The 26,239-nt window shown below is 65.2% G+C and carries 20 protein-coding genes; 8 read left to right on the forward strand and 12 right to left on the reverse strand.

All coding sequences use genetic code 11. The annotated features are described in order from the left end of the window. Positions 1–112: 112 nt before the first annotated feature. Positions 113–403, forward strand: coding sequence for a hypothetical protein (locus VF769_RS06980; protein WP_331007664.1), 291 nt, complete (start codon positions 113–115; stop codon positions 401–403). 4 nt (positions 404–407) lie between these two features. On the opposite strand, the gene VF769_RS06985 is transcribed toward VF769_RS06980, so the two are convergent. The 3 genes from VF769_RS06985 to VF769_RS06995 are packed head-to-tail and all read right to left on the reverse strand — an operon-like array spanning position 408 to position 3,835. Beyond that, the gene (locus tag VF769_RS06985) at positions 408–1,307 is read right to left on the reverse strand and encodes an alpha/beta hydrolase (protein ID WP_331007665.1); all 900 of its coding nucleotides are present in this window, start codon (positions 1,305–1,307) and stop codon (positions 408–410) included. 9 nt (positions 1,308–1,316) lie between these two features. Next, positions 1,317–1,778 (reverse strand): hypothetical protein, encoded by a 462-nt coding sequence (locus VF769_RS06990; RefSeq protein ID WP_331007666.1) that lies wholly within the window; start codon positions 1,776–1,778, stop codon positions 1,317–1,319. After that, positions 1,775–3,835, reverse strand: coding sequence for a S8 family serine peptidase (locus VF769_RS06995; RefSeq protein ID WP_331007667.1), 2,061 nt, complete (start codon positions 3,833–3,835; stop codon positions 1,775–1,777). Before VF769_RS06995 ends, VF769_RS06990 begins: the two co-directional genes overlap by 4 nt. Before the next feature lie 83 nt (positions 3,836–3,918). Between VF769_RS06995 and VF769_RS07000 the strand changes: the two genes are divergently transcribed. Continuing rightward, positions 3,919–4,626: a hypothetical protein gene (locus tag VF769_RS07000; RefSeq protein ID WP_331007668.1), complete on the forward strand. Its 708-nt coding sequence runs from the start codon at positions 3,919–3,921 to the stop codon at positions 4,624–4,626. A gap of 15 nt (positions 4,627–4,641) precedes the next feature. Then, positions 4,642–4,836, forward strand: coding sequence for a hypothetical protein (locus VF769_RS07005; RefSeq protein WP_331007669.1), 195 nt, complete (start codon positions 4,642–4,644; stop codon positions 4,834–4,836). Between the two features lie 15 nt (positions 4,837–4,851). On the opposite strand, the gene VF769_RS07010 is transcribed toward VF769_RS07005, so the two are convergent. Next, positions 4,852–5,097, reverse strand: coding sequence for a hypothetical protein (locus VF769_RS07010; RefSeq protein WP_331007670.1), 246 nt, complete (start codon positions 5,095–5,097; stop codon positions 4,852–4,854). 126 nt (positions 5,098–5,223) lie between these two features. On the opposite strand from VF769_RS07010, the gene VF769_RS07015 reads away from it, so the two are divergent. Continuing rightward, positions 5,224–6,213 carry a hypothetical protein gene (locus VF769_RS07015; RefSeq protein ID WP_331007671.1) on the forward strand — a complete coding sequence of 330 codons (990 nt, stop codon included), beginning with the start codon at positions 5,224–5,226 and terminating at the stop codon, positions 6,211–6,213. Between the two features lie 21 nt (positions 6,214–6,234). On the opposite strand, the gene VF769_RS07020 is transcribed toward VF769_RS07015, so the two are convergent. The 3 genes from VF769_RS07020 to VF769_RS07030 are packed head-to-tail and all read right to left on the reverse strand — an operon-like array spanning position 6,235 to position 10,000. Beyond that, entirely contained in the window at positions 6,235–7,374 is a 1,140-nt protein-coding gene (locus VF769_RS07020) for a nitronate monooxygenase (protein ID WP_349258111.1), read from the reverse strand. A gap of 38 nt (positions 7,375–7,412) precedes the next feature. Further along, positions 7,413–9,281 (reverse strand): ATP-binding protein, encoded by a 1,869-nt coding sequence (locus VF769_RS07025; protein ID WP_331007673.1) that lies wholly within the window; start codon positions 9,279–9,281, stop codon positions 7,413–7,415. Further along, positions 9,281–10,000, reverse strand: coding sequence for a response regulator (locus tag VF769_RS07030; RefSeq protein WP_331007674.1), 720 nt, complete (start codon positions 9,998–10,000; stop codon positions 9,281–9,283). The genes VF769_RS07025 and VF769_RS07030 overlap by 1 nt, the downstream gene beginning before the upstream one ends. Before the next feature lie 173 nt (positions 10,001–10,173). On the opposite strand from VF769_RS07030, the gene VF769_RS07035 reads away from it, so the two are divergent. Further along, positions 10,174–11,040: a hypothetical protein gene (locus VF769_RS07035; protein WP_331007675.1), complete on the forward strand. Its 867-nt coding sequence runs from the start codon at positions 10,174–10,176 to the stop codon at positions 11,038–11,040. A 1,536-nt stretch (positions 11,041–12,576) separates the two neighbouring features. On the opposite strand, the gene pbpC is transcribed toward VF769_RS07035, so the two are convergent. Together pbpC and VF769_RS07045 are read right to left on the reverse strand one after the other, a co-directional pair. Continuing rightward, the gene (gene pbpC, locus VF769_RS07040) at positions 12,577–14,643 is read right to left on the reverse strand and encodes a penicillin-binding protein 1C (protein ID WP_331007676.1); all 2,067 of its coding nucleotides are present in this window, start codon (positions 14,641–14,643) and stop codon (positions 12,577–12,579) included. A 32-nt stretch (positions 14,644–14,675) separates the two neighbouring features. Then, positions 14,676–19,706, reverse strand: a complete 5,031-nt coding sequence (locus VF769_RS07045; RefSeq protein WP_331007677.1) for an alpha-2-macroglobulin — start codon at positions 19,704–19,706, stop codon at positions 14,676–14,678. A gap of 195 nt (positions 19,707–19,901) precedes the next feature. Here VF769_RS07045 and VF769_RS07050 point away from each other — a divergent pair, with 195 nt between their 5' ends. The 3 genes from VF769_RS07050 to VF769_RS07060 are packed head-to-tail and all read left to right on the forward strand — an operon-like array spanning position 19,902 to position 22,722. Then, positions 19,902–21,647: a class I adenylate-forming enzyme family protein gene (locus tag VF769_RS07050; protein ID WP_349258112.1), complete on the forward strand. Its 1,746-nt coding sequence runs from the start codon at positions 19,902–19,904 to the stop codon at positions 21,645–21,647. 2 nt (positions 21,648–21,649) lie between these two features. After that, complete coding sequence (locus tag VF769_RS07055) at positions 21,650–22,426, forward strand: enoyl-CoA hydratase (protein ID WP_331007679.1); 777 nt, start codon at positions 21,650–21,652, stop codon at positions 22,424–22,426. Positions 22,427–22,482: 56 nt separating this feature from the next. After that, positions 22,483–22,722 carry a DUF2188 domain-containing protein gene (locus tag VF769_RS07060; RefSeq protein ID WP_331007680.1) on the forward strand — a complete coding sequence of 80 codons (240 nt, stop codon included), beginning with the start codon at positions 22,483–22,485 and terminating at the stop codon, positions 22,720–22,722. A gap of 10 nt (positions 22,723–22,732) precedes the next feature. Here VF769_RS07060 and dps read toward each other — a convergent pair whose 3' ends face one another. From dps to VF769_RS07075, 3 genes are all read right to left on the reverse strand, one after another. Continuing rightward, the gene (gene dps / locus VF769_RS07065) at positions 22,733–23,203 is read right to left on the reverse strand and encodes a DNA starvation/stationary phase protection protein Dps (RefSeq protein WP_331007681.1); all 471 of its coding nucleotides are present in this window, start codon (positions 23,201–23,203) and stop codon (positions 22,733–22,735) included. Between the two features lie 108 nt (positions 23,204–23,311). Next, positions 23,312–24,286 carry an alpha/beta hydrolase gene (locus VF769_RS07070; RefSeq protein ID WP_331007682.1) on the reverse strand — a complete coding sequence of 325 codons (975 nt, stop codon included), beginning with the start codon at positions 24,284–24,286 and terminating at the stop codon, positions 23,312–23,314. 63 nt (positions 24,287–24,349) lie between these two features. After that, complete coding sequence (locus VF769_RS07075) at positions 24,350–26,197, reverse strand: monovalent cation:proton antiporter-2 (CPA2) family protein (protein WP_331007683.1); 1,848 nt, start codon at positions 26,195–26,197, stop codon at positions 24,350–24,352. Positions 26,198–26,239: the final 42 nt, after the last annotated feature.

The raw sequence follows: 26,239 nt of genomic DNA on the forward strand, positions 1-26,239 counted from the left end.
TCGGCCTCGCCAGCTGGCGCGCGTATCGGGATTTGGTGCGCGACGGCGCCGCCTAAATCTTTACCAAGGCCCGAGGGCGAACTTTTTACCGTAACGTGCGCACACTGCTCCGATGCTCGAGCTTGTGCTCCTTCTCGGCTATGTCGCCACGCTCATGGCAGTAGCGCGCCAGGCGTTCACGCGACCACGCGGAACGTACTGGCGCAGCGCCGCCAGCGTCGCGGGTGTCGCCGCCGCTGCGGGAGCGATCTGGCAATTGGCCTCGCCTTCCAACGAGGCCGGCTTCGGCTTTTTCGTGATTTGGTGCGCGCTGGTCGCGTTGACCCTCATCGGGGCCTTCGTCGCCAGCCTTGCCGCCACCGCACGCTATATCATCGACGCCAGCGGCGGCGCGCGCGCTTAGGCCTTCACTCCACCTTCGCCAGAAAATCCAACACCGCGTCCCAGGCTTCCGGTTCGTCCAGCATCGGCGCATGGCCGACGCCTTCCACCGTGACCGTATCCAAGTCCGGCTTCAATTCGCGCATGTGCGCGACCACGTCTTCGCCAAACAAATCCGAGATCGCGCCGCGCACGGAAAGCACGGGCTTGGCCGCCAAAGCTTGGAACAGGGGCGATAAATCCGGCGGCGGCGCATCTTCGTCGAAATCGACAAACGCCAACGCAATGTGCGGATCGTAATCGAGTTCAACGCGCCCATCATCGAGCGCGCGATGCGTGCGACGCGCGAACGCGAGCCAGAATGCTTCATCATCGGCGCGCTCGGGATAGGCCGAGCCATTGATCGCGCGCACGGCTTCCGCCGCCGCATTCCAATCCGCAACCGGCACGACATGGCCGACATAGCCCGCGATCCGCGCCAGGCCAGCGGCGTTCAACTTCGGCCCGACATCATTCAGCACCGACGCCGCAATCCGGTCCGGCGCGACCGTCGCCAGCACCATCGTGATCAGCCCGCCCATCGACGTGCCGATGAACACCGCTTTCGGGATCGAAAGCTCGTCCATCAACTTAAGCACGTCCTGCGCATACACAGCCGGCACATAATGCGCCGGATCAGGATCATTCGCGCTCTTGCCGCGCCCGCGCATGTCCGCCGCGATCACGCGACGGCCCAGCGCCGCAATGCGCGGCGCGATCACTTCAAAGTCGCGTGAATTGCGCGTGAGCCCATGCAGGCAAATCACCGGCAGGCCCGTCTCGGGCAGGAGCGGCGGGTAATCGCGCGCATAGAGCGCCAAGCCATCTACCGTCGCGATGACACGTTCCTCGAAGCCGCCAATGGCGACCGGCGCGCCGAAATCCATGATCATCTCCTAACCGGCGCGGCCTTGCGTCGCCGTGGCGTTCGCATCGACATAGTCAACCGCGCGCATCGCCTGCAAGCGCGCAAGCCATTGCTGCTGCACACGCGCGCGTTCGCTCGCCACAATGGCTTGGCACGTCACCAAAACGATCTCGGCCCCGCCGACGGTAAAGCGATCGAAGCACAGGCCGGTGAACGCACTCTGGCGCTGGAGTTGAATCTCCACTTGCCGCTGCGCCGCCTGCATCTGCCCGCGCGCCGCTTGCGCTTGCGCGCGCGCAATCGGCCCTGAACCCCGAAACTTGACGATGAACGCCACCGGCGCTGCCTGCGTCGTGGCCTGCGCGCTCTCGAACACCGCTTGCTGTTCGGCCCGCGCGCCGCGTTCCGGCTGCAGCGCCACCACGATCAGCGCAGCCATCAGCGCGCCTGTGACGGCCATGCCCCAGATGCGTAGCGCCGCGACGCTCATGGCGGCGATGCTCCCGCACCCGCGCCCGCAGGCGTCCGCACCGCACGCGCCAGATCAAGTCTCCCGCGCCCGCTCGGCCGCGCGCACGTCGGCGAACCGGTGGCGATCGGCGTAGCGTTGCGGGAACGCGCACATTCGATTTCGCCGTAATTGGCGCCGTGCGGCGCGACCGCCCGCGTAAACAGCGCGTCCTCCAGCTGCCTGCCGCGCAGACCTGTTTGCGCCGCAAGCAGCGCCAGCGCAGCCGATACGTGCGGCGACGCCATCGACGTGCCCTGCAAGAAGGAATAATAGCAGCGCTCGGTCGAGTTCGAGTTCAACGGATCGTAGCAGCCCGCCGTCGTCGCACGCGTCGAGAGCACGCCGTCGGGACGGCCATCGCCGTCGCTATCGGCGAACATGTCGCCGCCCGGGGCCAACAAATCAATCTCCGGCCCGAAGTTCGAATATAGCGACAAGCCGCCACGCGCGTCATTGGCGCCGACCACGACGACATTGTTGCAGTTCGCCGGCGCATAGAGTCGCGCTTGATTGGCCTTGTTGCCGGCCGCGACCACGACAACGACATTGCGCGCCACCGCCGCGTCGATCGCCGCCTGCATCGAAGCCGGGCACGGCGCCTGGATCGACAGGCTCATGTTGATGATGTCGGCGGGATTGCGATTGACGATCTGCTGGCCCGCCGCGTTCACAGCCGGCGCGATGCCCGCAGCCCAGCGAATGCCGGAGACGATGTCGGCCAGTTCGCCGCCGCAGCGGCCCAGCACCCGCACCGGGATCACCGTCACATCCCAAGCGCCGCCCGCAACGCCGCGCCGATCGTTCGTGACCGCCGCACCGATCGTACCGGCGACGTGCGTGCCGTGATAAGAATTTTCCGCCGCCGTCCCGCAGCGATCGCCCGCATCGTTCGCGTCGGCGTCGACGCCATCGGCATCACCACCGCGTTCTGGATTGTTGATGAGATCAACGCCCGCCGCGATGTTCGGCGAACCCTGAATGTCAGGATGCGACATATCGAGACCAGTATCCAGGACAGCGACGCGCACGGTGCGCGAGCCGATCTGCGCCGCTTCCCAAAAATCGATGAAGCCCGCGCCGCCTGCCGATTGCCCAGCGCCCACGCCTGGCGTGCGATAATGCCATTGTAGCGCATAGAGCGGATCGTTCGGCACGCCGCCGACCACAGCCGGCGTTGGCGGCGTCGGCGCCGGGTTCGCCGGCTGCGTCGAAGGCTGGCCCGGCTGCTGCGGCGCAGGATTGGTCGTGCTCGGCGGCGGGGTTTGATCGCGGCGCGGCGGCAGCGTGAAGCCCGACGAGGCGATGTAGTTCGGCTCCACATATTCAAACTGACGCGACGCGACGAGGCGTTGGATCGCGCACCGTGTCGCCAGCGCCAAATCACTCTCCAATTGGGCCTGGGTGACGATGCGCGGACAACGGTCGGCGTCGTTCCACTCCACCGCCGCCGGCGCAGGCTCGGCGACAGAAGCGTCGCCGCCCTGCTGGGCGTAACGTAGCGAAGTTGGGCTCGCCCCGGCGCCGGCCAGGCTCACCGTCACCACGCCGCCCGGCCGCACATTGATCTGGCCTTGAATGCCCAAGCGTCCCAGCACGTCGCGTGCGGCCGTGCGCGCCGCCTCGGACGCCTCCGCCTCCGCCCGCGTCCGCACTTGCGCGATCAGATCTTCCGGCAATTGCTCCAGCGCTTCCGTGCCGCCCGCCCGCAGCGAGCGCACGAAATTGCTGGCGAGCCCCATCTCGCGCGCCGTCTCCGACAATTCCTGCTCGACTTGCGCGCCGACCAAAATCTCACCCGGCGCGATCAGCACTGGCTCCGGCGCCAGCATCGCCGCGATCTGATCTTGCGGCTGCACCGAGCCCGCCAGCGCGCGCGCCTCCAACGGCACATCATCCAACGGCGCAGGCCCCGGCCCTTCGGCCTGCTCGGTCCCGCCACGCATGTCTTCGATCACCTGGCCGATCTGGTCGCATGCGCCCAGCGCCAACACAGGCGCCAGGACCAACGCGGCCAAACTCCAGCGACGATGCGACATGCTTGGCTCCCCACGCGTTTTGCCGGTAATGAGACCTTCTAAACTGGCCCCCTCCGATGACAAGGCGATGTCGGAGCGGCCCCGTGGACAAAGGTTCCGTGAGCATTTTCCCCTTAGCGGCGAATTTGGCGGCGGCGCGGCAACCCGATGCGCCGCGCGCCCGCACTGAGGACGAGGCGACCACGCTCGCCGGCGGCCCCGTGTTCCTCGCCGTCGAGGAATTGCCGGACCTCTACGAGAATCCCGCCGACGCCGAAGCCGCCGTGCCGGAGCTTTACGGCTCAGGCCTCTATGAGCTGGTCTGGCGCGACGGCTGGCGCGTGACCATGCGCTATTGGCGCCCAGCACCGCCCGCCCCCGTCGCCCGTTCCGGCGAAGCCGCCGTGAAAAAGCCGCTCGGCCACGCCCGCACACCCGAACAAGCCCGCGCGCTGCTCGAGGCGCCCGCCGAGCTCGTCAGCGAAGTGCTCCCAAACCTTTATGTCGACCACAAGCAGCTGATGAAACGCTGGGGCGATCTCGTCCGCAACGGCCTCGCCGAGATCGTCGAGCGCGAGGGCAAGTTCGCGGTCAGCATCAGCTTCTGGCGCCCGATGCACGCGCCGGGCGTCGCCGCCCCGCTCGCGCCCATCGAACGCATCGAACTCGCCGAACGCGTCGCCGCCCCCATGCGCGGCCCCGAGCCACAACAAGACCTCGACATCGGCCTCTTCGAAGACATCGCGCCGGAAAATCCTGGCGTGGTGCTGGTGACCGAAGAAGGCGACGGAAGGTTTCGCGGGAGCGAGTAGATTGAGCCCTCCTGCATGATCACAAACCTCGCACTCATCGCAGCCGCAATTCTGTACGTTGTCATTGGCTATGCGATTCTCGCGAAGAACGAGGCGCTCATCCGCGTTCTGCATCTGCGCGTGGCATCCCAATCACCTTTCATGGGCCTGATGGGCTTCGTGCTTGCCGCGTTCTTTGTGATGGCTTTACTCGCTAGGATAGGATCGTAGCAGCGCGTGTAGCGCTCACCGCCGCCGAAAAGCAAAAACCAACCCGCCAATCAGCGCCGCCCAATACCCAATGTCGACCCAGAGCGGCGAGCCATCAAAGCCCAGCATTTGCATTACGGCTTCTGGCACAGTCTCAAACGCTTCATGCGCCGCGGCGCCCAAACCGCCGCCCGTCCCCAACACGACAGCAAACGCCAGCGCCCCCAGCGCCAAAGTCGCCACCGCCAAAAGCCCAAGCACAACGCGCACAACATTTTTCATGACGCGAACGATGCCCCATCGGACCGCCGGCTTCCAGCCGGCAACTGCCGATCGGACAAGCGCCGCGGTTCGGCCAGTTTGCGCTTGCGCGACGCGCGGGATAAGCAGCGTACGGGGAGAGATGGCATGAATATCATCCGCGCGGCGCTCGCTACCTTGGCGATGCTCTTGATCTCGGCGCCGCTCGCGCGCGCGCAAGAGCCGGCGCCGCAGCAATATGAAGCCATGATGCGTTGGGCTGGCGCCCACCAGAATATCCTGCAGGGGGCGCTGGCGCCCTTTCAGCAAATGCCGCCGCCCTTTGACGAAAGCAGCGTCGGCCAACGCACAGCCTGGGTCTCGCTCGCGCGCACATGGGCAAGCTCAACGCTCGCCGCCGTCCAGTCCGCGCGCCGGCAGGCCGAGCAACTTGGTCCACCGCCCGAAGCCGGCGAATTGTCCGGACTATATCGAACGCAGGAGCGCGCGATCTACGAAGTCTTCGGCAGCATCGAAGCCTTTTTGGTCGAGTACACCACCAGCATCATCGCGATCGAGCGCAATGACCCCAATGCGCTTCAGCTTGCATCGATCAGCTCCATCGACGCACAGCTGATTATCCAAACCCAATTTCGGAACATCAATGCGATCCAGGCCGAAGCCGTCGGGGAAGGGCCGCAACGCCACTTGTTGCGTGCCTTTGCAAGCTCCTACGACGGCCTGATCACCATGTTGCAGGCGCGTCGCTCAGCCTATCTCGGCGACGACGCCACCGGCCCGCGCGCACCGCTCGTGCGGGCGTCCGCCGACGCCATGCGTCTGCACGTTCAAGCCGGGCGCGCTTCGGTCACCCAGACACTGACGTCATTCGGCGCGGGGGCGCCGCCGGAGCAAGGCGATTTCATTCGGCGCGCGCGCATTGCCGTTCAGAGCTTTGAGGGATCCTATGATCGCGAATTGCGTATCGCTGGTCTTTTCGACGACGCCGCCGCACTGATGGCCTCTGGGCGCGGCTACATCGCCATCGAAGGCGAACTCAATACGATTGTCGCGCAGATGGGCATCCTCGATTCCGAACGCTTGGTCGACATTCAGCGCCGTATTCAACTCATGCAATATATCACACCGCCGACCTGACACTCTTACGCGGTGCGTCCCTCACTCAAGGAAGCCCCCCAGCCGCTCGTACGCGGCCAGAAAATCCTCCTTGAATTTCTGCACCACCGCGCCCGAGCTCATCGTCTCATTCATGAGGCCAACGCCTTGGCCGACCCAATAGGTCGCCAATTGCTTTGCGCCCTCGTGATTGCCTTGTGAAAGCTTGTCCACCAGCCGCAGCGCCGGCTCCGACACCAAAGTCTGCAACGGCATCGGCAGCGGCTTCGGCGCGCCCTCTGCTTCCCATGCATCCGTCCACGGCGAACGCAATTGTCGCGACGGTTTGCCGGTGCGCGACCGCGAGCGGATCGTGTCGCGCGAGGACGCCGCGATCATTTTCTCTTTCACCACCGGATTGGTCTCGGCCTCCGTCGTCGTCAGCCACACCGAGCCGCACCACGCGCCAGCCGCGCCCATGCACATCGCCGCCGCCATCTGCGCGCCCGTCACGATCCCGCCCGCCGCCAGGATCGGCGTCGTCGCGCCAATCTTCGCCACCGCGTCCGCGACCTCAGGCACCAGCACCATCGTCGACACATCGCCGCAATGCCCGCCCGCTTCGCCGCCGGCGACAACAAGAATATCCACGCCCGCCTGCACCTGCGCGATCGCGTGCTCCTTGGCGCCGACCAGGGCCGCCACCGCGACGCCGTGCTGCTTGCCTTTTTCCAGCATCGCTTTCGGCGGCACGCCAAGCGCATTGGCGATCAGCTTGATCGGATATTCGAACGCGACATCGAGGCTCGTCGATGCGCCGTCCTCACGGAGATTCTTGGCAAAGCCCGTAGCGCCCCGCCGGGCTTCCTCAAGATCGCCGGCCTCGACGCCATGCTTGCGCAACACGCTGGCGGCGAAATCCGTGTGCGTCTTCGGCACGGCGGCGACGATCTGCTCGACGTCGAACTTCTGGCCTTTGCCCTCAAACTCGTTCGGCACAATGAGATCGACGCCATACGGCTTGCCGCCGCAATGGGCGTCGATCCAATCCAATTCCTCGCGCAGGTGCTGCGGCGACGCTCCGGCCGCGCCGAACACGCCCATGCCGCCCGCGCGCGAAACAGCCGCGACCACGTCACGGCAGTGCGAGAACGCGAGCAGCGGAAATTCAATGCCAAGCATATCGCAAATCGGCGAACGCATCATGGCGGCCTCCCTCGTTTTGAGGAGAGCCTAAGCCTTCAAAGCGGCAGCGTCACGCGCAACAGCGCGCCTCTCTCTGCGTCAAGGATGACAATCTCGCCGCCATGCGCGCGCGCGATCGATTGCGCCGCCGCCAAGCCAAGCCCCGCGCCGCGCGTGCCCTCTTCGTTCAGGCGCACGAACGGCTCGAACACGCTTTCACGCTTCTCCGGCGGTATGCCCGGACCATCGTCCGCAACGTCAACAAGCACATGCGCGTCGTCACGCGACAGCGTTATCCGCGCCCGTTCGCCGTATTTCAGCGCGTTCTCGACCAGATTGCCGAACAGCCGCTTCAGCCCGAGCGATTGGCCGGTGATGATCAAACGATCTTCGCCCGAGAACGTCACGTCGCGACCGGCCTCGCATTGATCATTAGCGATGCTCTCCAGCAGCGACGAGAGATCAAGCCGCACCCGCGCCTCTTCCGCCGGATCGTCGCGCGCGAACGCGATGAAGCTCGCCACCAAGGCTTCAACTTCGCCAATCTCCTTGGCCATGCGCTCGCGCTGCTCGACCGGGGCGTTCTCCGCCGCCAGGCGCAGCCGCATCAAAGGCGTGCGCATGTCATGCGCCACGGCGGCCAGCGTCTTGGTGCGATCGGCGATCAACGCACGCAGACGCGCCTGCATCGTGTTCACCGCCCGCGCCGCGCCGCGCAGCTCTTGCGGGCCTTCTTCCTTCACCGGCTCGCTTTGCGGATCGACGCCCACGGCTTGCACCGCGTTCGAGAAATTGCGGATCGGCCGCGTCAATCGCCGCGCGAACAGCGCCGCCAGCAGAGTGAGCACCAAAAGCGTGCCGCCGATCACGCCAGCGGCGCGCGCGATCCAGCCGATCTCGGCCCAATTGCGGCCCTGGGTCATGACCAGCCACCGCCCATCCGGCAGCTGCGCGCCAACCTGGAAGCCCGAAAGCAACACCACGCCATCGGGCGCCGGCGCGAAGATCGGCGTCGGCGGCGCGGGCGGCGCCACCGGCGTTGGCGCGGTCGCGCTACGCGATCGCGCCGACGGCGGGGCGGGTGCGACCGGTGCGGCAGGCGCCTCGGGCGCGACCGCAATCATCACATCCGGCGCGGGCGCTTCAACCAACACATCCGGCGGCTCGGGAATTTCGATATGCGTGACGTGTTCGCCGCGTTGGGCGCGACGCACGGCTTCCTCCGCGTAGCGCTCCACTTCCGCCGCGTGTCGCTCAATCGCTTCTTGGCGCCGCTCGGCCATGCGTTCGGCAGCCAGCGCGCGCTGCTCCGCGATCCGCTCCGCCGCCCGCGCGCGCGCCTCCTCGGCGCGCTCGGCCGCGTCTTGCGCGCGCTCGATCGCGCGCTGGATCGCCTCGGCCCGATATTCAGCTTCCTCTTGCGCCGCCTCGGCCCGCTCTGCCGCCGCCTTGGCTTCATGCTCGTGCGTGAAGTCCGCATTCTCCATTTCGATGCGAATGCGTTCAGCGTCCGCCGCCGCGCGCTCGGCCTCGCGCGTCAGCTCATCCATGTTGGCGACCCGAAACACGAAGGTCTCGCTGCGCTCGATGTGCTGCGCATAGAGCCGCACTTGATCCGGCCGCAGTTCCAGCGCCATCGCCAGCTCCGCCGTGGTCGGACGAACGTGCACGGAACTCGTCTCGCGTGGGGGCTCGTCGCGCACCACCCAGGTGACGCCGTCCTCGTTCATGGGCCGGCCGGCGGCCAGCATGTAATCGTAGCCCGCTTCGAAATGATCGGTGATCTTGTCGGCGCGCATCACGTCCGGCGGGCGCGGCGGCAGGAAGATGACGATCGCCAACGTCGCCACGAAGGCGGCCGTCAACGCCAACGCCACCAGCGCGCCAAGATACGCCGCGATCGGAAGGCCGCGCACGTCGCGCATCAGGCGCTCGGCTTCACGGCGAAAAGATAGCCCTCGCCGCGTACGGTGCGGATAATCTCTGGCGCGCCGGGCCGCTCCAATTTGCGACGCAAGCGGCTCACTTGCACATCGACAGCGCGATCGAACACGTCGCCGTCATTGTCGAACGCGAAATCCAACAATTGCTCACGCGAGAGCACGCGCTGCGGTCGTTCCACGAACGCGCGCAGCAAACGAAACTCACCAGCCGATAGGGGGATCACAACATCATCGGGATCGATCAGCTCACGCCGCGCGATATCCATGCGAAAGCCCGCGAAGCGCACCGCATCCGCGCTCGCACGATCCGTATCGCGGCCGCGCCGCAGCACCGCACGCGCGCGCGCAACCAGCTCACGCGGATTGCACGGCTTGGGCAAATAATCGTCGGCGCCAATCTCAAGGCCGACGATACGGTCGGCATCATCGCCCAGCGCCGAGAGCATGATGATCGGCGGCCCGCCCTTGCCCGAGAGCCGCTTGCAGGCCGAAAGTCCGTCCTCGCCCGGCATCATCAGGTCGAGCACGATTAGATCGGCGCCCTTGGCCGCCAGCGCCTTTTCCATCGATGGCACGTCGCCGGCGGAGTGCGCGGCAAAGCCGGCGCGCTGAAACACCTCGACGAGCCCGGCGCGGATTTCCGGGTCGTCGTCGACGATCAACACACAAGGCGCTTGGGCGGCGTCGTTCATGGCGAGCATTGTAATAGCGCCAAAACCCTTAAAACAGGCGCCGCCCCAGCGACGACGCATGTCAGGGAGGTACCTCCCCCATGTTTCGCCAATGTTTCAGCGCTGACGTACGCAGGAAACGCTGCAGCGCCATGGTCCGCCCCATCGAAATCGCCCGTCTGGGCATGAGAGGGGAATTCACCATGAAATTAGCTCTGGCCCTGGGCGTGGCCGTCGCGTCCCTCACGGTCGCCGCGTACGCCGCCAATCCGGATCGCACCCGCATCTTCGTCCGCCACGGCGGCGCGGCCATGATCAATTATGACGCCAATAACGATGGCTGGCTCACGCGCGACGAAGCCGCCGCCGCCGCGGACGCCGCCTTCGCCCGCCTCGATTCCAACAATGACGGCCGCCTGACCGACGCCGACCAAGACCGGATCGAGCGCCGCATTGAGATGCGCCTCGATGGCGGCCGTGATGGTGAAGTGGAAGTTTACGAAAACGGCGTCCGCACCACGCGCCCGCTCACCGACGAGGAGCGCCAACGTATCGAACGCGCGATGGAGCACGCCGAAGCCGCCCGCGAACGCGCCGAGGAAATGGCCGAGCGCGCCGAGGAATACGCCGAACGAGCAGCCGAACAGGCCGAACGCCATGCTGAGCGCGCCGCCCGCGACGCCGAGCGCCACGCCCGCATCATCGAGCGCCATATCGAGCGCAACGGCGACCACCAGCGCCACGTCATCATCATCAATGGCGATGGCGACACGGGTGATGTGATCGACGGCGATTTCATGGTCCCGATCCCGCCGATGCCGCCCATGCCCGCGATCGCGCCGCTGCCGCCGCACCCGCCCGTCTTCATGATGCTGGCGCTGAACGACAGCGAAGCCGACACCAATGGCGACGGCGCCCTCAGCCGCGAGGAATTCCGCGCCCAGCAGCTGCGCTTCTTCGACGCCAGCGACGCCAATGGAGACGGCCGCGTCCGGTTCCAGCTGCCGACGCCGCCCGAAGCTCCAGAAGCCCCTGAGCCCCCGGCCCCGCCCGCCGCACCCCGGCGCTAGGGCCGGCTGGCCGGGGCGCCCTCAGCAAGCGCCCCGGCCGCCTTCTTTATCGGACGTGACCAAGGTCACAGCAGCCGGTGCATCCAAAGCCTAGGTTGGCTGCATCAAGAGATCAGACACCGGCGCACACGCGCCAAACCAGTTTCGGGAGTTTCACATGACCAAGTTTTTCAGCCTCGTCGCCGCCGCCGCCCTCTTCGCCCCGGTCGCGTTCGCCACGGCTGCCCAAGCTGCTTTGATCGTCGCCTGATCCCCCAAACCCGCCTGCGACGGTCATACGGAAGGCGCGGACCCCCAAGGTCCGCGCCTTAACTTTTGCCCCCTTCGGACCGCCGGCTTCCAGCCGGCGTTTTTGTTTCCAATCCCCGCTTTCGACAAGCTCAGGCTGACGCCTCCTAACGGCGGCGCTTGAAATCGCGTCACCCTGAGCCCGTCGAAGGGCGACGCGACTCACCGCCCCCTCAAATCCGCATACGAGTCCTGCGCGCAGATTTTTCGTTCACCACGCATCCAACCAAACCAGCAGCGGCATCTCTTCATCATCGAACAACAAAACACTTTGAGAGAAACCCAAATGACCAAGATCGCCAGCTTCGCCGCCGCCTTTGTTTTGTTTGCACCGATCGCTGCTGCGGTCCTGATGCAAGCGGCGCAAATCGTGATGTGATCTCCTCCCGCACATGAAGAGCACGCGAAGACGCGGACCCGCAAAGGTCCGCGTTTTTGCTTTATTGGCGCGGATTTTCGTCCGCATTTAGTTTGAAATTTTCTCGCGCAACCGCATCCGAAAAACGTGTCGGCGGCATCTCTTAATCAAACAGAACGAAACGCCTTACGGAGAGACCGAGATGACCAAGATGATCAGCTTCGCCGCCGCCTTCACCATCTGCGCACTGGCCGCCGCCGCCGCCCTGATGCAAGCCGCGCAAATGTTCGCCTGAAGATTTTGAGAGCGCCCGCATCCAAAAGTGATCGCCGCGGCATCTCAAGATCAGAAGTTCAAAACCGAATTCAGAAAGACACGACAATGACGAAACTTTACAGCCTCACCGCCGCGTTCGCGCTCTTCGCCCCGCTCGCGATCGCCGCCCTCGCGCAAGCCGCTCAGATCCTCGCATAACCCCCACCTGCCCAACCCGCTATGCGAAGATCAAGAAGGCGCGGACTCCCCAGAGTCCGCGCCTTTGCTTTTTTCGGAGCGCAGGTCTTCAGACCCGCGTTGCACGGCGCAAAAGCAAACGCGGGTCTGAAGACCTGCGCTCTATACGCCCCCGTGACCGCCGTCACATCGCCCAGCCCATCGGCCTACTACCTTCATCACATCGAAACACGGCGACGCCGCCGCGAACGTGAAAAGGGAGCCGACCAATGATCAAGTTTTTCAGCATCGCCGCCGCTCTCGCGCTGTTCGCGCCGGCCGCCCTCGCCACTCTGAACCAAGCAGCTTTGATCGTCGCGTAACGCCCGCCCTGCCCCAAACCAGCGATGATCGAAACAAGGCGCGGACTTCCCACCAGGGGGTCCGCGCCTATTGTTTTAGCCGCGATCCCTAATCCGCACGCGCACCTGCGCGCGCTCGCCATCCGCATCGACGACAGTCACATCGTAGAAGCCGGGTGCTGCGGGGCGCCAGATCGCGCGGCCGCTTGTCGGTTCGCTCTCCACGCGCGCGCCTTCGGCGTACCAGGTCAGCGGCCCGCGCCCGCCGCGTGCCGAGAGTGAAAGCCCGCGCGCATCGGCGCCGTAATCCAGCACCAACACTTCGGCGTTCGCCGGCGGAAACAGGATCGACAGCGCCTCACGCTCGCCATTCTCAAACCGCGTCAAAGCCGGCGCCACGTTCTCATGCTCGCGCTGACGCGGCGCGGGCTCCGCTGGCACGCCCAGCAGATCGAACGCCTCGAACAAAATCGGCAACGCTTCCGAACGACCCGTCGCGCCTGGTCGCGGCGCGCCGTCAGGCCGGCCCACCCACACGCCGATCGCGTAGCCATTGGACACACCCAGCGCCCACGCATCGCGGAAGCCGTAAGACGTACCCGTCTTGAACGCGACTTGCGGCGCGCCTTGCGCCACTTGCGCTGGAATACGTCCGGCCGGATGCGGCGATGTCGCCAAAATATCCAACACGCGCTCGGCCGTCTCCGGCCGCACGAAGCGGCGCGTGAAGGCGAATTCGCCGACCTCATCCGTCACCAGCGGCCGCGCACGGCCCTCATCGCCGAGCGCCGCATAGAGCTGCACCAAATCTTCCAGCGTCATGCCGACGCCACCCAGCGCGAGCGCTAAGCCTGGTTCAGAGACAGCACGGCGTGGCAAACGCACATGCGCGCCCGCGCGTGTGAGTGATGCATGGAAGCGCCCCGCGCCGATCCGCTCCAACGTCGCCACCGCTGGCAGGTTCAGCGAATGGCGCAGCGCGTCTTCGAGCGAAACGTCGCCGTGGAAGCGCCGGTCGAAATTCTCCGGTAGATAGCCGCCAAACCGTCGCGGCGCGTCGCGCACCAAAGTCTCGGGCGCGGCGATGCCTTCATCGAAGGCGATCGCATAGAGAAACGGCTTCAGCGCCGAACCGGGCGAACGGATCGCGCGCGTCATATCGATATAACCGCCCGCGCGCTCGCGCCCCGCGCCGCCAATGCGCGCGCGCACCGCGCGGCTATCCAGCTCCACCGCCAACATCGCGATCTGTGTATCGCGCTCCAAGCCGACCACGCGCCGCCGCGCGAGTGATTCCAGATCACGTTGCAAAGTCGCGTTCAGCGACGAACGGATCAAGCCCTCGCCGCGATTGGCCGCCACCAACGCCTCCGCCGCATGCGGCGCGGAATACGGGAACGGCGCGCGTGGCGGGATCGCGGTTTCGCGGCCTTCCTGCGCGCGGCGTTCATTGATGGCACCAATGCTGACGAACATGCCGAGCACACGGTCCCGCGCCGCGCGCGCCGCGACAGGGTGGCGATCGGGCCGCCGCGCTTCCGGCGCCTGCGGCAGCGCGACCAGCAGCGCCATCTCCGCATCGTCGAGCCATTGCGGATCGCGCTGGAAATACGCCCGGCTCGCCGCGCGTACGCCTTCGAGATTGCCGCCATAGGGCGCCATGGTCAGATACGCGGCGAGAATTTCGCGCTTCGACAAGCGCCGCTCGATCTGCATCGCGCGGATGATCTCGATCAGTTTCGACGGGATCGTGCGCGGACGCGGCTCCAGCAGACGCGCAAGCTGCATGGTGATGGTCGAGCCGCCTTGCGTCACGCGGCCGGCGCGCACGTAGGAGACGCTGGCGCGCGTCAGCGCGATCGGATCGAAGCCGGGGTGAAACCAGAAGCGCTCGTCTTCGATCGCGATCAGGCGGCGCTGAAATTCCGGATCGATCTCATCAAGCCGCGCTTCCAGCCGCCACGTGCCCTGGCGCGTCGTGAACGCCATCAGCCATTCGCCATTGTGATCCAGCACAACCGGCGACACGTCACGCACGCGTTCGAGCGGCGGCGGAAAGATCTGGTCGAGCGCGAACAGCGTGACCATGCACGCCAACAGCACGCCCGCCCACCGCTTGCCGCTCTGTGTGAGCGGCGGCGGCGTGCGGGGGCCGCGACGCACCCTCGCCCTCCCAAGGTCGGAGGGCGAGTTCATCAGCCGCCTCGCGGCGCGATGCGGATCGTGCTGGTGCTCGTGCGCGCCATCACGCCTGGGCGATACATGTCTTCGACTTGCGCCGCCGGCAGCGTGTAACGGCCCGGCGACACAGCGCGCGCGATGTAGGCGTAGCGGAATTGCTCGCGCAAATTCGCCGACGCCACGTAGCGATCATCCCGCGCTTCCGAGACCTGCGTGTAGGTGATCTCGCCGATCCACGAGAACGGCCCGGTGCGGCGCGAACCATCATAGTTCGTGGCGCCCAGACCATCCGACGGATTGAGCACGGTTTCGATCTCAAGGCCCGCAGGGAGAAGATCGACCAGCACGGTCGGGTAATTGCGCGCGCCTTCCGGCTGGCCGCTGATCACCACGACGACGCGATCGCCTTGGCGGATCGTGTCGAGGTTGGCGATCGTGCCGTCCAGATTGAACACGCGCTTATCCAGCGTGTAGCCCGCCTGCATCGCCGGCGGCGCCTCAAGCGGCACCCCCGTCAGCGATAACGTACGCCACACCGGCCCACGCGCCGCATTCGCGAACACGAGACCCGTCGCCAAGCGCCGCGCATCCGCCATGACACGACGCTCCGCCAGCGCCTGGCCATTGAGCGTGACGTTCACCGGACCTGCGCGCTCCTGCAGCGCATTCACCGCCAGCAGCAATTGCACTTGCTCTTGCGTCATCAAGCGGCCCGCTTCCGGCGCGTCGCGTTCGAGGCGTTGGCGCAAGCGATTGACCATTTCGGTCTCGCCTGCCTCCGCCGCCAGCGCCAACACGCCCGCGAGATCGCGCAACGGCGTCTGATACCAATCGCCGACATTGCGATAGCCCAACGCCTGCTCGGCCATACGGAACGCATTGCGCGAACGTGCGCGATCGCCCATGTGCGCCAAGGCCGCCGCGATATGCGCCCGCGCCAAAGGCGAAGGCTCATTGCGCAGACGGTTGTCGTGGAAATAGCGAAGCTGGCCTATGTCGGCCTCGCCCGCTTTCGCCAGCACATAGAGCGCGTACGCCGCCGCACGCGAACGCAATAGCTCGGTCGTGTCGTTGGAGCCCGGCCAGCGATAGACTTCGAATTGGTAATTCACCGAGCCGAAATCATTCAGCCGCGCGATGCGACGCAGCGCGCCGTAAGCTTGCTGCATCGGCTGACGCGGGATCGCGTAGCCGGCGCGTTGCGCGCGCGCCAGGAAGTCGGTGACGTACACGCCGATCCAGGGATTGGCGTAGCCGTCGCCCGAGCTCCACAGCCCGAACGAACCATCCGGCGCTTGGCGATCGAGCAATTGCGTCGCCGCGTCCTGCACACGACGGCGAATACGCGGATCGACGTCACGCCCCGCCTCCGCCGCCAGCACATTGTAATAGAGCAGCGGCATGGCGATGGACGTGAGCTGCTCCGAGCAACCGTACGGATAACGATAAAGCTCATCCAACAACGGCGCGGGATCAATGCCCGCGAGATTGCTGTACGAGATCAACGCCTGCGCGCTGGCCTGGAAGCCCGCCAACGCATTCGCCGGCGCACGCCACGACGCGCCCGCAGCTTGCGGCTCGGTCGTCGTGATCGTGATCGGCAGATACGGCGCGCGCGATTGGATATCGTACGTGCGCTCCACCGCCGCAAAGCCGGACGGTCCTTCCAGTCGCAGCGAGATTCGGCCAACGCCGAGCGGCCCGCCCGTCATCGAAATGAGCGCGGTTTGGCGCTGGCCACGGTTCAGCGTGAAACGACGCGGTTGCGACGCGATGCGCGCCGTATCCGTGCCGCTCACCGTCACCGTGTAAGCGCCGTTCGGGCCTTCGACGTTGTCGATGTTGAGCGTGCCTTGCGCTTCGTCACCTGGAGCCAGGAAACGCGGCAAGATGAGTTCAGCGACGACCGGATCGCGGACAATGATCTGCTCCGCATCCTGGCCAAGCGCGTTCTCGCTCCATGCCACCGCCATCAGACGCAGCGTGCCGTTGAAGTCCGGGATATCGAGCGGGATCATCGCCCGCCCGCCGCGCACCTCAACGATGTCGGAGAAGAGCGCCACGGTGCGCGTCGGCACCACGGTCAGCCCTTCGCCGCCGAGCGAGTCGCCGCCTTGGCGCGCATTCGCCGGCGCACCGAGGTTCGGATTGAGCAAGCGGCCGTAATCGTCGCGGATGGTCACGCCCAGCGCACGGCGGCCGAAGAAATGCTCGACCGGGTTCGGGCTCTCATACTTGGTGATGTTGAGAATGCCCTCGTCCACCATCGCGATCGCCACACGCACGCGTTCGCCAGCCGCCGCATTGCGGATCTGCACCGGCACTTCGATGCGCGTGCGCGGACGCACATTCTGCAAGCCGTCGCCAGCGATCACCTCAAGCGTGCGATTGCCCATGTCCACAGGCACGTACGCCACGCCAATAGCGCGGCGCGGCACCGGCAAATTCACCGGATCGCGCGGCGTCATCACGGTCACGAGCACGTAGGCGCCCGAACCCCATTCGGCGTTCACAGGCAGATCGATGGTCGTGCCTTCGGGGCTGACGCGCACCGTGCGTGTTTCCAGCACACGATCCGTCGCCACCACGATTTGCGCTTCACCCGCATAAGGCGGGCGAATTTGCACGCGCGCACGCGCGCCCGGCCGCACCGGATTTTCCGGCGCGACCACGCTCACCATATCCGGCGTCGCGTCATCGTCGGCCGGACCACCCCAGCCCACGCCAAATCGTTGCGAGGTTTCTGCACCAGCCGCGCGGACGATCAGACGATACGAGCCATTGCGCAGGCCATCGCGCGCGATGCGCAGCGGTTGGTTGGCGGCGACATCGACCGTCGCCCCATCGACCGGAATGTCGCGGCCGGTACGACGCCAACGCCAATTGCCGTTGTCGAGATACCAATCGTAATTCCAGTCCTCGCGCACGATCTGCCATTGCACGCCACGCACCGCCGCGCGGCGGCCGTCCGCGTTGAGCCCGATCACGTCGAACGCCACGCGCTCACCCGCGCCCGCGCGTCGGTTTTCGAATTGCGGACGCACGCCGAGATAGATGCTGTTGAGCCGCACCGGCACGGTGAAGCTCTCGCGCACGAGACGCCCGCCCGGATCGGCGACGCTTGCAATCATGCGGGCGCGCAGCGGCAGTGTCGTTTCCGGCTCTTCCTGCAATTGCAGCGACAATTGCGCCGCGCCCGAACCGTCGGTGACGGTCGAGGGCAATTGGAAGAAGCGCTCGTCGAAGCTCTCGTCGGCGCGGCCGAACGTGTATTCGGCAAAGTCCGGGAACGGATTCGGATCGACCATCAGCCGGCCTTCGCCCTCGACGGCCAAGCCAGAGCCCGGCGCGCCATAGAGGAAATCGGCCTGCACATTGATCGGACGCGATTGGCCCGCGCGCAGCACAGCTTCGCTCGCCTCAATGCGCACGCGCAGACGTTCCGGCACGAAATCTTCGACCGACCAGCTCACGGAGCCTGCGACCGCGTCCTGCCCGTCCACGATCAATTCCGCGCGCCACACGCCGCGCGGCGAGGAGCGATCGAGCTGAATGTTCTTGGCGATCGCGCCGGCATCCACCGCTTCCGTCATGCGGATACGGCGCGCTTCGGTGCCGTTCGGGCGATAGACGACGAGCGTCGATTGCCGATTGGCGATGGCGCGGCCGACTTGGTCGCGGATGAGGCCGATCAAGCGCACGCGCTCGCCGGGGCGATAAATGCCGCGCTCTGTGTAAAGATAGGCATCGACGTCGCCCGGCGCGTAACGCCCGTCCACGCCGCGATCGGAGAGATCAAGGCCGGCGCGTTGCAGATCAAGCGCGGCGAAATCGCCCTCAGCGCCGTACGCCATCACGTAGCGCGCACGCGACGGGCCTTCGCCGTTCACCAGTGCATCAGCGAAGCGCACGCGGCCGTCGTTATCTGTGCGGGTGCGCGCCAGCTCTTCGTTGTTCTCAGCGATCAGCGTCAGCGTAACGTTCTGCATTGGCCGCGCCGTGCGCAGCGAGCGCACCACGACATCGAGCCCGGTCGCGCCCGAGAAGCTCTGCAGCGCCATGTCGGTGTAGAGTATCCAGCGATAGGACGAGGCGACGGAGTCATTGTCGCGATCGCCGCGCTGGCCCGCGCTCGGCGACGCGTCGCGCACCTTCACGACATAAGCGCCTGGCCGCAATTCACGCACCGCCGCGCCCAGCGCGAATACGGTCGTCACCGGGCTATTGCGGCGCGCCGTATCGACGTCGATCTCGCCTTCATAAACCTGCACGCCGACGCTTTCGCCGGCATTGTTGAAGCTCCAATAATCCCAGCCGCCCTCTTCGTTTTGGCCGCTATTTTCCACGGAATATTGCGAAAGGATGCGATCCGGCACGCGCAGCACTTCGACCGCGATGCGCGAGACATTGACGGTTTCGATCGCGATGCCATCGGCTTCCGAACGCGGCAGGATCATGCCGTTGCCGGCGAAGCCGACATAAGCCGGGCGATCGCCGAAGGTCAGCGTGAACGTCTCGTCGAATTCCGTGCGCTCGTTCGAGGCGGACGGAAGACCTTGGCGCACTGTGACTTGGCGCTCCGGCTCAAACGGCAAGCCGCCGAGGCACAAGAGATTGCCCGACACGTCCGTTTGGAACGGAATGGCCGGGTCGAGCACGATGTAATCGGCATAATTGATCGACGGATCGGTCGCGAGCGGTTGGGAGAATTCCAAGCACGCGCGCGGCTCGGCTTCGTTCATCTCCGTGCGCAGACGCAGGAAGGCCATGCCCTCGACTTGCGGCAATCCAGCCCGCGGCGCATTGGCGTCGCGGGCATTGCCGCCGGCGCCGATCGAGCCCAGTTGCGCGAATTCAAACGCGGGCGCGCCAGTCGAAACCCGGCCCAACACCGCCCCGCCCCAGAGGCCCACAAGCAGCGCCACCGAGGTGGACAAAATCACGTTGCGGTTGGTGACCGCCCAGTCGCGCGCGGGCGCTGCCCACGACCAATTGAGTTTGCGCGGATCCAAACGCTCCGCGAGCGCTTTCCAATCGAAGGCCATGTTCGCGCGTCTCCCATCCCGCCTGGGCGTAGCGTCATGCTTGCCCCAGGCGCGCGCACCCCACAAGCACCATTAAATTTCGGCAAAGTTCTGTCCGCGCTTCGGGATTGCTGTGGGCGCTGCAACATGCTTTCAAAGGAAGAACTCAAAAATGACGCTGGCGGCGCCTTTGCCCGCCATGCGCGGGAGGAAGAGATGACCGACGCCGCGAAGCCGGCCTTTCCAGCCATGTCCATCGCGCAGGCGCACGCGCTCCTAGGGCAGCCCGGCACAATGTTCGAGGTGACGGAAGGTGAAGTCCGCGGCGTGCGGATGAAACTCTATAAGAATGCGCCGCCCACGCTGCGCGAAATCTATGCCGCCGGAGCGCTCTTCGGCGCACGCGACCACGTCGTGTTCGAGAATGAGCGCGCCAGCGTCAACGGCGTCCGCAACGCCGCGGCCAAGTTCGCGCATCAACTGATCGCCGATGGCGTGAAGCCAGGCGACCGCGTCGCCATCATCATGCGCAATTTGCCGGAATGGCCGGTCGTGTTCTGGGGCGGCGTGCTGGCCGGCGCCATCGTCACGCCGCTGAACGCGTGGTGGACTGGCCCCGAGCTCGAGTACGGACTCAAGAATTCCGGCACCTCGATCGCGATCGTGGACGCCGAGCGCTATGAACGCCTGCGCGAACACATCGATAATTGCCCCGAACTGCGCAAGATTTACGTTGGGCGCGCACGCGAGGAGATCGCCGATCCGCGCGTGGCGCTGCTCGAGAGTGTGATCGGCGTCACCAACGAGTGGAACGCACTCAGCCCAGTCACGCCGCCCGACGTGCCCCTGCAAGCCGATGATGACGTCACGATCTTCTATACGTCCGGCACCACCGGCAATCCCAAAGGCGCGGTGATTTCCCACCGCAACATCATCTCCAACATGCTGAATGGCGCGGCCGCGCAAGCGCGCGCGTTCCTGCGCCGTGGCGAAGCGCCGCCGCAGCCGGACCCAACCGCGCCGCAAAAATCGTTCCTGATCTCGGTGCCGTTCTTCCACGCCACCGGCTGCTTCGCGATCATGATTCCAGCGCTGATGTCGGGCAACAAGCTCGTCATGCAACGCCGCTGGGACGCCGACCAGGCGCTGCCTTTGATCGAAAGAGAGCGCATCACCCATTTCGGCGGCGTGCCGACGATTGCCTGGCAAGTGCTCGAACATCCTAAGGTCGATGAATACGATCTGTCGTCAGTCGAAGGCGTGTCCTATGGCGGCGCGCCGGCCGCGCCAGAATTGGTCAAGCGCATCAAGGCGCGCTTCCCAAGCGCAACCGCGGGCCAAGGCTGGGGCATGACCGAAACTTCGGCCACCGCGATCTCCAACGCCGGCGAGGATTACGAACGCAAGCCCGCAAGCTGCGGCGTGCCCGCCCCGTCTGGCGAAGCCAAGATCGTGGACGACAAAGGCGCCGAGCTGCCGCGCGGCGAGGTCGGCGAGCTTTGGTACAAGGGTCCGATCGTCGTGCGCGGCTATTGGCAGAACGAGAAAGCCACGGCTGAGACGTTTGTCGACGGCTGGGTCAAGACCGGCGACCTCGCCAAGATGGACGACGAAGGATTCGTCTATATCGTCGACCGCGCCAAGGACATGCTGATCCGCGGCGGCGAAAACATCTATTGCGTCGAAGTCGAGAACGCTCTCTACGACCACCCCGCCGTGATGGACGCCGCCGTCATTGGCAAGCCGCACCAAACGCTCGGCGAAGAACCGCTCGCGGTCGTGCATTTGAAGCCCGAGATGAAGGCCACCAGCGACGAGCTCCGCCACCACGTCGCGCAAAAGCTCGCCGCCTTCAAAGTGCCGGTCGAGGTGATCTTCTGGCCCGAAACCCTGCCCCGCAACGCCAACGGCAAGATCGTCAAGAAAGACCTGAAAAAGCAGCTCGAACAGCCGGAGTTCTGAACATGCTCGTGCTCGTCGAACGCCGCGGCGCGGTCGCGATCGTCACGCTCAATCGTCCGGAAGCGATGAACGCGCTGTCGCAAGCCATGCGCAGCGAAATCGCGCGTGTGTTTCGCGAATTGGACGCCGACGACAGCGTGCGCGCCGTCGTGTTCACTGGCGCTGGCCAGAAGGCGTTCACGGCCGGGCTTGATCTCAAAGAACTCGGCGCGGGCGCGAGCGTCGTGGATTCAGCCAATCCCACCAGCACCGAAAACGACCCCGTGCGCGCGTTGGGCGTGTGCCGCAAGCCGATTATCGGCGCGATCAATGGCGTCGCCATCACCGGCGGCTTCGAATTGGCGCTGGGTTGCGACATCCTCTACGCTTCCACCAACGCCCGCTTCGCCGACACGCACGCGCGCGTCGGCATCATGCCGGGCTGGGGCTTGTCGCAGAAGCTGTCGCGCCTGATCGGCATTCATCGCGCCAAGGAATTGTCGCTGAGTGGAAATTTCCTCGATGCGCAAACCGCGCACGCCTGGGGCCTCGTCAATCGCGTGTTCGCGCCCGACGATTTGCTCCCCGCCGCGATCAAACTCGCTGAAGACATCGCCTCGGCGCCGGCCGACAAAGTGCAAGCCTATAAGCGCCTCATCGACGACGGCTTCGCGATGACTTTCGGCGATGGCCTTAAGCACGAGACCACGACATCGACCGCGCTCAACGCCCAAGTGAGCTCCGCCGCCGTGGAACAAGCGCGGATCGGCGTCATGGCGCGCGGGCGCGAGCAACAATAGGCTTGCTTTCGCGCACATCATCACAAATCTAGTCATGAGCACGAGGAGCGCGGCCCATGACCAAGATCGTTTATGAGATCATCCAACACGATGGCGGCTGGGCGTTTAAGCTGGGCGACACGATCTCCGAGACGTTCAAGGATCACGACACGGCGTACAACGCCGCCAAACGTGTCGCCCGTGAGCAAATGACCGTGGGCCAAACCGTCGGCATTTCCTGGGAAGACGAACGCGGCCGCTGGCACGACGAAATCTCACGGGGCGATGATCGGCCCGAAGTCGATGTGAAGGACTAGGGAGCGAAACTCACAAATGCGCTTCGATGAACCACAAATCCTTGTCCATCTGGCGTGACACCCCCGTGAACAGATCGGCCGTATCCTTGTCGCCCGCCTCGTCCGCCGCATCGATCGCTTCGCGGACATTCTTGCCGAATGCGGCGATGCGATCGGCAACCGCTTTCAGGTGCTCCTTCTCGTCGGTGAGGCTCACCGGGTACGGCTGAAGTGTGGAATTCTTCACCGCGACTTGCGCCGTGCCCTCGGCGACGCCCGCGAGCGTCACGGCGCGTTCCGCGATGTCATCGACGAACGTATCCACCCGGCCTTGGATTTGATCGAACAGCTCGTGCAGTGCGATAAAGTTCGGCCCCTTCACGTTCCAATGCGCCTGCTTGATCGACAGCCGCAGATCAATCGCGTCAGCCAAGCGCGCGTTCAAGAGTGCGATCATGGCCTTGCGGGTGTTGTCGGGAAGGTCGTTACGGGTAGCGCCCATCTTTATGGTCCTCGAAATGCATATGGCTCTTATGTGGGTCCCATTTTCGCTGGGGCAACACAATCACCCATTGATATGAGGCAGATCCACTATTGAAGGCGCCTATGCTTAAAGCGCCTTCAGCCAGTCGAGCAGAATGCGCGTGGTTTCGGCAGGCGTTTCCTGCTGGGTCCAGTGGCCGCAATTCTGGATCAGATGCACGCCTTGCAGCTTGGGCATCATTTCCTTCATGCGGTCGGTCATGGCGGCGATATCGCCATCGCCGAACATCTTGAGCACCATGTCCTGCGCGCCGGCGACGAACAGCGACGGCTGGTGGATGCGGCGATCCTCGACGCCGCCCATCATCGCCCAATCGCGCTCAAAATTGCGATAGCGATTGATCGGCCCGCGGAAGCCGGACTTCTCGAACTCGCCGACAAAATAATCGATGTCGGCGTCGCTCAGCCAAGCGGGAAATTGCTTTGGATCATCGAGGCCCTTCAGCATCTGCTCGTCCGCCGGCTTGTGCAGATTGCCCCAGCGCCCATCCGAATTGGCCGAAGAGGCAAAATAAAGCCGCCGCAGCGAACCGCGCACATCGGCTTCGAACTCCGCTTCGGCCACGCCCTCGTTTTGGAAATAGGCCATGTAGAAGAACTTGCCCTGGTCGGTGTACATCGCCTTGAAAATCTGATTGAGCGGCGCCGGCGGGCGATCGAAATACGGCACCGAGAGGCCGGCCACTGCGCGCACTTTGCTCGGATGCAGCACGGCTGTGTGCCACACGATCGGCGCACCCCAATCGTGGCCCATCAGCACAGCAGGCTTGCCGGGCGAGAGCGCATCGATGACGCCCGCCACATCGGCCGTCATTTCCTTCATCGCATAGGCTTCAACCGCCTGCGGCTTATCCGAGCCGCCATAGCCGCGCACATCGATGGCGCAAGCGGTGAAGCCCGCGTCGGCGATCGGCTTCATTTGATGGCGCCACGAATACCAGCTCTCCGGAAAGCCGTGCACCATCACCACGAGCGGGCCACTGCCCTCGATCGCGGCGCGGACCTTGATCCCGTTTGTGTCGATCATGCGAAATTCGGGCATGTTTCTCTCCCTTATCGCGCGAGCCTAGCAGCAAAACCGCCGCCGCGAACTGGCGACGTAGCGTCAGGCGTCCTCGGCCTCGCCGATAATGTCTTCCGCCTCTTCGTTGATCGCCTCACCTTCCTTGCGCGGGCGCGTAAATGGCGTCGGCTTCGGTGTCTGCATATTGCCGCGCATGAGCGCCCGCCCCGCTTCGATGCCGCCGGCGAGCTGCATCTCAAAGCGCTCGGCGTCGCGGTCGCGGACGTCCTCGATGGTCTCGGCGATATCGATGTCGGAGAAGCCCAGCTCGCGCAGCACCGCCGCGCTGAACGTGAGCGAAGACTCGAAGAGCTCGCGGATTTGATAATCGACACCCGCCTGCACCAGGCGCATCGAATGGCCGCGATCGAACGCGCGCGCGAAGACCTTCACGTGCGGAAATTCCGACTTGAGCAAGGCGACGATGCGATCGGTGACTTCGGGCTTCTCGACGCACACCAGCACTGCTTCCGCATTCGCCGCGCCCGAGGCGTGGAGCACGTCGAGACGGGCGCCGTCGCCATAATAGACTTTGAAGCCAAAGGTGGCGGCGACCTGGATCATTTCCACGTCGGTCTCGATCAGCGACATTTCCACGCCGCGCGCGAGCAGGCCTTGGCTCGCCACCTGCGCGAAACGGCCGAAGCCGATAAAGAGAACACGCCCGTGCAAATCCTTGGCGTCTTCGACGCCATCGCGATTTTCGACCGGCTGCGGCAGATAGCGGCGCACAACCAGCACAACGAGCGGCGTCAGCGCCATCGAGATGATCACGATCGCCGTCATGACGGCGGCGATCTCCGGGCTCATTACACCGCCGGCGAGCGCCGCCGAATAAAGTACGAATGCGAACTCGCCGCCCTGGGCGAACAACGCCGCGCGCGTGATGGCCTCGCGCTGATCGGCGCCGAATGCGCTGGCGATGCCGTAAATGCCCAACGCCTTCACCACCATGAACGCGAGCACGCCCGCGCCGATCAATTGCCATTCGGCGAGTACGACCGTCACGTTGAGCGACATGCCGACGCTGATGAAGAAGAGCGCCAAAAGGATGCCGCGGAACGGTTCGACGTCGGCTTCGAGCTGATGCCGGAACACCGAGTCTGAAAGCAGCACACCGGCCAAGAACGCACCCATCGCCATCGACAGGCCGCCAACATCCATCAGCAGCGCCGTACCCAGCACCACCAGCAACGCCGCCGCCGTCATCACTTCGCGGGCGCCGGAGCGGGCGAGAATGCCGAAAAAGGGATTGAGCACGTAGCGTCCGGCCAAGAACACCACCGCGATCGCGCCGAGGCCGAGCAAGATGCTCTGCCACAGCGGCGGCGCATCTGCCGGCACGCCCACCGTCAGCCCCGCGATCACCGCGACCAGGGCCAAGAGCGGCACGATCATCAAATCTTCAAAGAGCAAGATCGAGACATTGCGCTGCCCGGCCGGGCTCGACGTCTCGCCCGCGTCGTCCATCATTTTCATGATCACGGCCGTCGAGGAGAGCACGAACCCCGCCGCCCCGATCGACGCCGCAGCCCAGTGCACCCCCGCGGCGATGCCAACGAACGACAGCAGCACGATACACGCGATCACTTGGGCGGCGCCGAGGCCGAAAATCTCCTTGCGCAGCGCCCAAAGCTTCGCCGGGCGCATTTCCAAGCCAATGATAAACAAGAACATGACCACGCCGAACTCGGCGACGTGCAAGATGTTTTCGGGGTCGCGGAAGAGCCCCAGGCCGAACGGGCCAATCACCAGGCCGGCGGCGAGGTAGCCCAGCACCGAGCCCAAACCCAAGCGCCGGAACAAGGGCGCTGCAATCACAGCGGTTGCCAACAGCGCCACCGCATGTTCGAGGCCCAAACCACCGTCCGCCGCCGCTTCCGCCGCCATGCCGCTTCCTTGCCTCGTTGTAAGCCAAACCCGGCATAACAT

This window comes from Vitreimonas sp. (genome assembly GCF_036392335.1).
In the GTDB taxonomy this organism is placed as follows: Bacteria; Pseudomonadota; Alphaproteobacteria; order Caulobacterales; family Aquidulcibacteraceae; genus Vitreimonas.

Coding starts and splice junctions, on each gene's coding strand:
- VF769_RS06990 (WP_331007666.1), bottom strand. CDS start 1,778: ATGAGCGTCGCGGCGCTACGCATCTGGGGCATGGCCGTCACAGGCGCG.
- VF769_RS06985 (WP_331007665.1), bottom strand. CDS start 1,307: ATGGATTTCGGCGCGCCGGTCGCCATTGGCGGCTTCGAGGAACGTGTC.
- dps (WP_331007681.1), bottom strand. CDS start 23,203: ATGGGCGCTACCCGTAACGACCTTCCCGACAACACCCGCAAGGCCATG.
- VF769_RS07015 (WP_331007671.1), top strand. CDS start 5,224: ATGAATATCATCCGCGCGGCGCTCGCTACCTTGGCGATGCTCTTGATC.
- VF769_RS07020 (WP_349258111.1), bottom strand. CDS start 7,374: ATGCGTTCGCCGATTTGCGATATGCTTGGCATTGAATTTCCGCTGCTC.
- VF769_RS07075 (WP_331007683.1), bottom strand. CDS start 26,197: ATGGCGGCGGAAGCGGCGGCGGACGGTGGTTTGGGCCTCGAACATGCG.
- VF769_RS07005 (WP_331007669.1), top strand. CDS start 4,642: ATGATCACAAACCTCGCACTCATCGCAGCCGCAATTCTGTACGTTGTC.
- VF769_RS07025 (WP_331007673.1), bottom strand. CDS start 9,281: ATGCGCGACGTGCGCGGCCTTCCGATCGCGGCGTATCTTGGCGCGCTG.
- VF769_RS07035 (WP_331007675.1), top strand. CDS start 10,174: ATGAAATTAGCTCTGGCCCTGGGCGTGGCCGTCGCGTCCCTCACGGTC.
- VF769_RS07050 (WP_349258112.1), top strand. CDS start 19,902: ATGACCGACGCCGCGAAGCCGGCCTTTCCAGCCATGTCCATCGCGCAG.
- VF769_RS06995 (WP_331007667.1), bottom strand. CDS start 3,835: ATGTCGCATCGTCGCTGGAGTTTGGCCGCGTTGGTCCTGGCGCCTGTG.
- VF769_RS07060 (WP_331007680.1), top strand. CDS start 22,483: ATGACCAAGATCGTTTATGAGATCATCCAACACGATGGCGGCTGGGCG.
- VF769_RS07055 (WP_331007679.1), top strand. CDS start 21,650: ATGCTCGTGCTCGTCGAACGCCGCGGCGCGGTCGCGATCGTCACGCTC.
- VF769_RS07045 (WP_331007677.1), bottom strand. CDS start 19,706: ATGGCCTTCGATTGGAAAGCGCTCGCGGAGCGTTTGGATCCGCGCAAA.
- VF769_RS07070 (WP_331007682.1), bottom strand. CDS start 24,286: ATGCCCGAATTTCGCATGATCGACACAAACGGGATCAAGGTCCGCGCC.
- VF769_RS07010 (WP_331007670.1), bottom strand. CDS start 5,097: ATGAAAAATGTTGTGCGCGTTGTGCTTGGGCTTTTGGCGGTGGCGACT.
- VF769_RS07030 (WP_331007674.1), bottom strand. CDS start 10,000: ATGCTCGCCATGAACGACGCCGCCCAAGCGCCTTGTGTGTTGATCGTC.
- VF769_RS06980 (WP_331007664.1), top strand. CDS start 113: ATGCTCGAGCTTGTGCTCCTTCTCGGCTATGTCGCCACGCTCATGGCA.